The organism is Streptomyces diastatochromogenes, assembly GCF_002242805.1.
GTDB classification, from domain to species: Bacteria; Actinomycetota; Actinomycetes; order Streptomycetales; family Streptomycetaceae; genus Streptomyces; species Streptomyces diastatochromogenes.
This window is the reverse complement of record NZ_MCGQ01000130.1, coordinates 1-5,830: the sequence shown is the minus strand read 5'-3', so window position 1 is coordinate 5,830 and position 5,830 is coordinate 1. Positions and strand designations below refer to the sequence as shown.

The 5,830-nt window shown below is 69.0% G+C and carries 5 protein-coding genes; 4 read left to right on the top strand and 1 reads right to left on the bottom strand.

The genetic code is table 11. The features are described from left to right. The coding region (locus BEK98_RS46950; RefSeq protein WP_208643440.1) for a cytochrome c oxidase subunit I at positions 1–1,038 on the top strand (1,038 nt) is incomplete at its 5' end. Continuing rightward, the gene (locus tag BEK98_RS46945; protein WP_094222924.1) at positions 1,035–1,370 is read left to right on the top strand and encodes a hypothetical protein; all 336 of its coding nucleotides are present in this window, start codon (positions 1,035–1,037) and stop codon (positions 1,368–1,370) included. The genes BEK98_RS46950 and BEK98_RS46945, both read left to right, overlap by 4 nt. Positions 1,371–1,432: 62 nt before the next feature. On the opposite strand, the gene BEK98_RS46940 is transcribed toward BEK98_RS46945, so the two are convergent. Then, positions 1,433–1,891, bottom strand: coding sequence for a MarR family transcriptional regulator (locus BEK98_RS46940; protein WP_094222923.1), 459 nt, complete (start codon positions 1,889–1,891; stop codon positions 1,433–1,435). Between the two features lie 1,219 nt (positions 1,892–3,110). Between BEK98_RS46940 and BEK98_RS46930 the strand changes: the two genes are divergently transcribed. After that, positions 3,111–4,799 (top strand): sialidase family protein, encoded by a 1,689-nt coding sequence (locus BEK98_RS46930; protein ID WP_143684279.1) that lies wholly within the window; start codon positions 3,111–3,113, stop codon positions 4,797–4,799. Positions 4,800–5,028: 229 nt separating this feature from the next. After that, a complete protein-coding gene (locus BEK98_RS46925) occupies positions 5,029–5,757 on the top strand; it encodes an MBL fold metallo-hydrolase (RefSeq protein ID WP_094222921.1) in 729 nt (242 codons plus the stop codon). The last annotated feature ends 73 nt before the right edge of the window (positions 5,758–5,830 follow it).

Genomic DNA, 5,830 nt, shown 5'->3' with positions numbered 1-5,830 from the left:
ACCGCCGTTCTGGTGCTGCTCGCCTTCCCGGTCCTCGCGGCCGCGCTGTTCGCCCTGGAGGCGGACCGCAAGTTCGGTGCGCATGTGTTCGACGCGGCAAACGGCGGAGCCTTGCTCTGGCAACACCTCTTCTGGTTCTTCGGCCATCCAGAGGTGTACATCATCGCGCTGCCGTTCTTCGGCATCATCTCCGAGGTCATCCCGGTCTTCTCCCGCAAGCCGATGTTCGGCTACATGGGCCTGATCGCGGCGACCATCGCGATCGCCGGTCTGTCCGTGACCGTGTGGGCCCACCACATGTACGTCACCGGCGGTGTGCTGCTGCCGTTCTTCTCCTTCATGACGTTCCTGATCGCCGTCCCGACCGGTGTGAAGTTCTTCAACTGGATCGGCACGATGTGGCGCGGCAGCCTCTCCTTCGAGACGCCGATGCTGTGGGTGATGGGCTTCCTGGTGACGTTCGTGTTCGGCGGGCTGACCGGGGTGATGCTGGCCTCGCCGCCGCTGGACTTCCCGACCTCGGACACCTATTTCGTGGTGGCCCACTTCCACTACGTCATCTTCGGCACGGTCGTGTTCGCCATGTTCGCCGGCTTCCACTTCTGGTGGCCGAAGATGACCGGCAAGATGCTGGACGAGCGCCTCGGCAAGATCACCTTCTGGACGCTGTTCATCGGCTTCCACGGCACGTTCCTGGTGCAGCACTGGCTGGGCGTGAACGGTATGCAGCGCCGGATCCCCGACTATCTGGCGGTCGAGGGGCTCACCACGCTCAACACGGTCTCGACGATCTTCTCGTTCCTGCTCGGCTGCTCGATGCTCCCGTTCTTCTACAACGTCTGGAAGACGGCCAAGTACGGCGAGAAGGTCGAGGCCGACGACCCGTGGGGCTACGGCCGTTCACTCGAGTGGGCGACCTCCTGCCCGCCGCCCCGGCACAACTTCCGCTCACTCCCGCAGATCCGCAGCGAGTCACCGGCGTTCGACCTGCACCACCCCGGCATGCCGCCGCGCGAGCGGGAGTTGACCGCACGATGAGCACCGGGGAGGAACGGGCGCTCGTCCAGCAGATCGAGGGCCATCTGCTGCTCACCGCCGCACGGGAGGAGGGCCGTACGGCGGCGGCCCGCGTGGGTTCCCGGCTCGGCTGGCTCACCGACACCCAACGGGACGACCTGGAGCGGCACTTCGAGACCGAGTACCTGGCCCTGGCCGGCACCTCGTGGCGGCGCACCGCCGCACGCGCCGAGGAGCTGCGGCACACGTACGAGGCCCGGTACCGGGCGCTGCGGCAGCGGCTGGTGGCCTGGTGCGTGCTGGGCTGTGCCCTGTCGGCGGCGGCGACCCTGCTGGCGCTCGCCACCGCCTAGGTCGCGCGGGAACCGGAGGCCGTGCCCACCTCGCGCCGTGACGCATCGGCTCGGTCGGGCGGTCAGGTGGTCAGCGCCGCAAGCTCCGCGTTGGCGCGCTCGGTGACCAGGGAGAGGACGCGGCCGGCGGCGGCCAGGTCCTCGGCGGGTATCCCGCCCCAGATGCGGGCGGTGACGGGGGCGGTCTCCGCGCCGATGGCGGCGAGCAGTTCGCGCCCTGCGTCCGTGGGGCGAAGGTGCGCGCCGTCCACGACGAGCAGCCGCTTGGCCAGCAGTTCGTCGAGCGTGGCGCGGATGTCGGCCGGATCGGCCTTGAGGGAGCCCCGGACCTGGGTGACGAGATCGTCCGGCGCCTGCGGGACATCGGCGCCGACGGCGGCGCGCAGGGCGATCTGCTGCTGAAAGGTGATGCCGTGCCGGGCCAGGACGTACTCCAGGACGCCACGCGCGGCGTAGTGGGCCAGGCCGAGGGCGCGGGCGTCGGCGACGGGTGCGGTGATGGTGGGTGCGGTGGTGGTCATGGTGGTGCCCCCTGAGTTCTCTCGTCGTTCGGTACGGATGGAGCGAGAGGTGCGTCGAGCAGGGTCGTCAGCTCGTCGGTGAACGCGCGTCCGCGGGGCGACGAGGCCGCCGAGTGGCTCCAGCAACTGCTCAAGCAGTCTGCCGACTCCAGAGCACGCGCCGGCTTCGAGACGTACAGCGCCTCCAGGCCGGTGTGGTCGGCGAGTCGTCGCCGACTGGGCCGCTCACCGGCGCGCTGCATACCGTGCAGCGACGCGACCTGCATGGGGCCCGGCGAACCATTGCTCATATCGAATAGACTACATGGCTACTATATCCATGGCTACTATTTTCCGGCGGACGTGACGGAGTGTCGTCAGCGAACGACGTCGAGGACCTGCTTCTACAGGGAAGAGCTCGTCGTAGCGCTCCCGGGTCACACTGCCGATCATCTCGGGTATCCAGACGCCACCCCTGCGGGCCCGTGTGCGGCAGGCGGGAGAGCAGTACGTTGCCGAGACAAAATGTGAGACCCCGGCTCCAGGACGGCAGCAGACGAGCAGAACACCGCCGGCGCCTTCGCCGGCATCAGCGGAGTCGCACCCACGGCACACCATGGCCCCCGCCTCGCGATGGCCCGTGACCACAATCAGCCGCAGCCGGGGCACCCCGTCCCTGCCCATGCCGTCACCGTACGGACGTCCACCCGGTGCAGCGCCTTCGGTCCAAGCCCAACGCCAGCGGCCGCCCAGCTCAGTGTCGTTGGGTATGCCAGCGACGCCAGAGGACCACGCTGAGTGAGCGTCAGGTGCCGGCGTGTCACCAATCGGATCCGATCGAGGCCCCTCAAACTCGTGATCATTACAGCCGCCAGCGGCATCGTCGGGCTGGGCGCAGGTCGGCGACGAACCGTGAGGACACATCACTGGCGCGGGACGGACCGGAAGAGCCGGATCGGGGCCCGCTGGAATTGATCTAGAGGGCAGCGGATCGATGGAAACTGCACTTGAACCGCCGCTGGCGCCTGCCGGCAACCGCGCGGACGGCTCGGCCGCCGGGCGCGAGCATCGCTCGCCCTGCCGAGGGCAAAGTCGTGGCGGATCCCGCCGCGGCGTCCTGTCGGTCGTTGCACTCGCGAGTCTGGCCGCGTTCGCGCTCCTGTCGAACGTGGCCGCCGCGGACGTTGACACGAAGGGCAATGCGAACCCGGCCGGCGCCGCTGTAGCCACCAAGGTCAGCGTGGGGAGCCCGCCGAACCTGACACCGCAGAACCACCAGAACGAGCCCGCGGTCGCGATCGACGCGCACCGGCCCGACGTCCTCGTCGCCGGGTCCATCGACTACCTCGATGCAGCGGCGTGTCCGCGGAACCTCGCCACCAACACCGGCCAATGCGAGAACCTCGACGTGCCGACGGGCAACGGGTTCGCCGGCGTCTACTTCTCGTTCGACCGCGGCAGGACCTGGACACAACCCACCTACACCGGCTGGACCGCGCGCGACTGCACCGCGCCAGATCCATGCGAGGGCCACGTCGGCCCGATCGGCACCCTCCCGTGGTGGTACGAGACGGGGATCTACTCCTCCGGCGACCCAGCCGTGGCGATCGGGCCGCGCCCGGTCAACGGGCACTTCTCGTGGGCGAACGGATCACGCGTCTACTACGCGAACCTGGCGGAGAAGTTCAAAAACCGGACCATCCTCAAGAGCGGTGCGGGCGTCGGTGTCTCTCGCCTTGACAACCCCACGCCGTCGCGCGTGCGGCAGAAGTCGAGCTGGATGAGACCGGTCATCCTTGAAAGGAACGATCCAACCAGCTTCCGGGACAAGGACCAGATCTGGGCCGACAACGCCGCATCAAGCCGGTACTTCGGGCACACGTACACGTGCTTCAACGACTACCTCATCGGCGAGGATGAGTCTCAGGCTCAGGTCCCTCTGATCGTGGCGACCTCGGCAGACGGCGGGGACCACTGGACGGAGAAGGTGGTCGCCCGCGGCATGGACCCGTCCTTCGGACATCAGGGGTACATCGGGTGCACCGTCCGCACCGACAGCCACGGAGCCGTGTACCTGTTCGCGGAGAGCTACCAGCAACACGACCTGTCGAACCTTCCGACCAGGGGCGAACACGTCGTTTTCACATCGTTCGACGGCGGCAAGCACTGGACCAAGCCACACCGGCTCTTCTCCTTCACCGACGAGTGTTACTTCATCGACCCGCTCTCCGGCCGCTGCGTGATGGACGGATACACCGGAGCACGTACCGAAAACGCCGCAGCCCCAGAGGTCGACATCGCCAATGGCGCCCCGACCGGCGCCGGCGCGACCAACCTGATCATCGACGCCTGGAGCGACGGCAGCGCGGGCCTCAACCACGAGCAGGTCCGGGCCTCGTGGTCCTCCGACCGCGGGAGTCACTGGCACACACCGGTCGCCGTAGGCCGCCCCGGAGACCGTCCGCTCTACGCCGCGCCCGCGCTGTCCCCGACCGGTGACCGCGCCTACATCGCCTACGCCGCCGTAATCTCGCCGTGGCGCGGATCGGACGTGAACTCGCCACGGCCCTATCACGGCGTCTTCCTCAGCGCCCCCATCGCCGTCAACCACCACAACTACGGCCGCGACGACGGCCCGGGGAGGTGGACCACCGTCTACAACGGCCCGGTCGCAGATCTGCGCGCCGGCTACCCGGGCCACCGGCTGCGCGAAGAGCGCATCGGCGACTACGTATACGCCGCGGCAAGCCGCACATACGGCGTCGGCGTGTGGATCGACATGGGCAACGCGGCGGTCTGCCGACCGATCCAGGACTGGCGAGGGAAGTCACTCGCTGCCGGAGAGTCGGTTTTCCCGGCGCCCTGGCCACTTGCCGATTGCCCGGCCACCTTCGGCAACACCAACGTCTGGGCCGCCACCACAGGCTGACCCGAGACAGTCCCACGCCGCGAGCCGGCGTCGGAGCAAAGAGGACGGGCGAGCCACCGCTCACGGTCACCGGCCCTTCACGGGTGTTGATACCACTTGTTCGGCAGGGGCCGGCGCACGGGTGGGGGCGGCAGGCCACGCCGTCGAGCGGCTTTCGGTTGCCGATGCCTCAGGCGGAGCTGTCGGCGGTTGATGGCCCTGTCGACTGCCCTTGTGGGAGCATGCGGCGGTGCGCGAGCTGACTGTGCTGGGGACGTGTGGCGCCTGGCCGGAGGCCGGGCGGGCGGCGAGCAGTTTCCTGCTGGAGGTTGACGGGTTCCGCCTGGTCCTGGACCTCGGCTACGCGGCACTGCCCCGGCTGCTGGAGCGGTGCACGGCGAGCGAGGTCGACGCCGTGGTCATCACCCACGAACACCCCGACCACTGTGCGGATCTGAGCGCGCTGTGCCGAGCATTGCTCTTTGGCGGGGGGCGCGACGGGCGTGTGCCGTTGTACTGCCCGCCGGGGGTGCTGGGGCGGGTGCAGGCGATGGAGCCGACCGAGGACCTGCAAGAGGTCTTCGAAGCCCATTCGCTGCCGGGTAGCTTCGAGGTCGGTCCCTTCCGGCTGGACGGGCGGCTCCTTCCGCATCATGTGCCGCACGCGGGCGTGCGGTTGACGGCGCCCGGACTGACCGTGGCCTACAGCGGCGATGCCGGGCCCGCCCCCGCGCTCGGCGAACTGGCGGCCGGGGCGGACCTGCTGGTCGCCGGAGCGACGCTGCAGGGTCCGGCTGTCGACCCGCATCTGCTCAGCGCGGCCCAGGCCGGGCAGTGCGCTGCCGGCGCGGGAGCGAAGCGCCTGCTGCTCACACACTTCTGGCCAGGCGCCGAACGCCAGCGGTCCGTCACGGAAGCGCGGGGCGCGTACCACGGGGAGATCCTGGCCGCAGATGAAGACATGGCCCTCGCTCTTTGACGCATCAGCATCATCAAGCCGTGCCGGGGCAGCGCTGCGCGAGACGCCGTTCGCCAGCTCAGTGCAGCCCCGT

Excerpts from the sequence above, each read along its gene's own strand:
- BEK98_RS46945 (WP_094222924.1), top strand. The coding sequence starts at position 1,035 with ATGAGCACCGGGGAGGAACGGGCGCTCGTCCAGCAGATCGAGGGCCAT.
- BEK98_RS46940 (WP_094222923.1), bottom strand. The coding sequence starts at position 1,891 with ATGACCACCACCGCACCCACCATCACCGCACCCGTCGCCGACGCCCGC.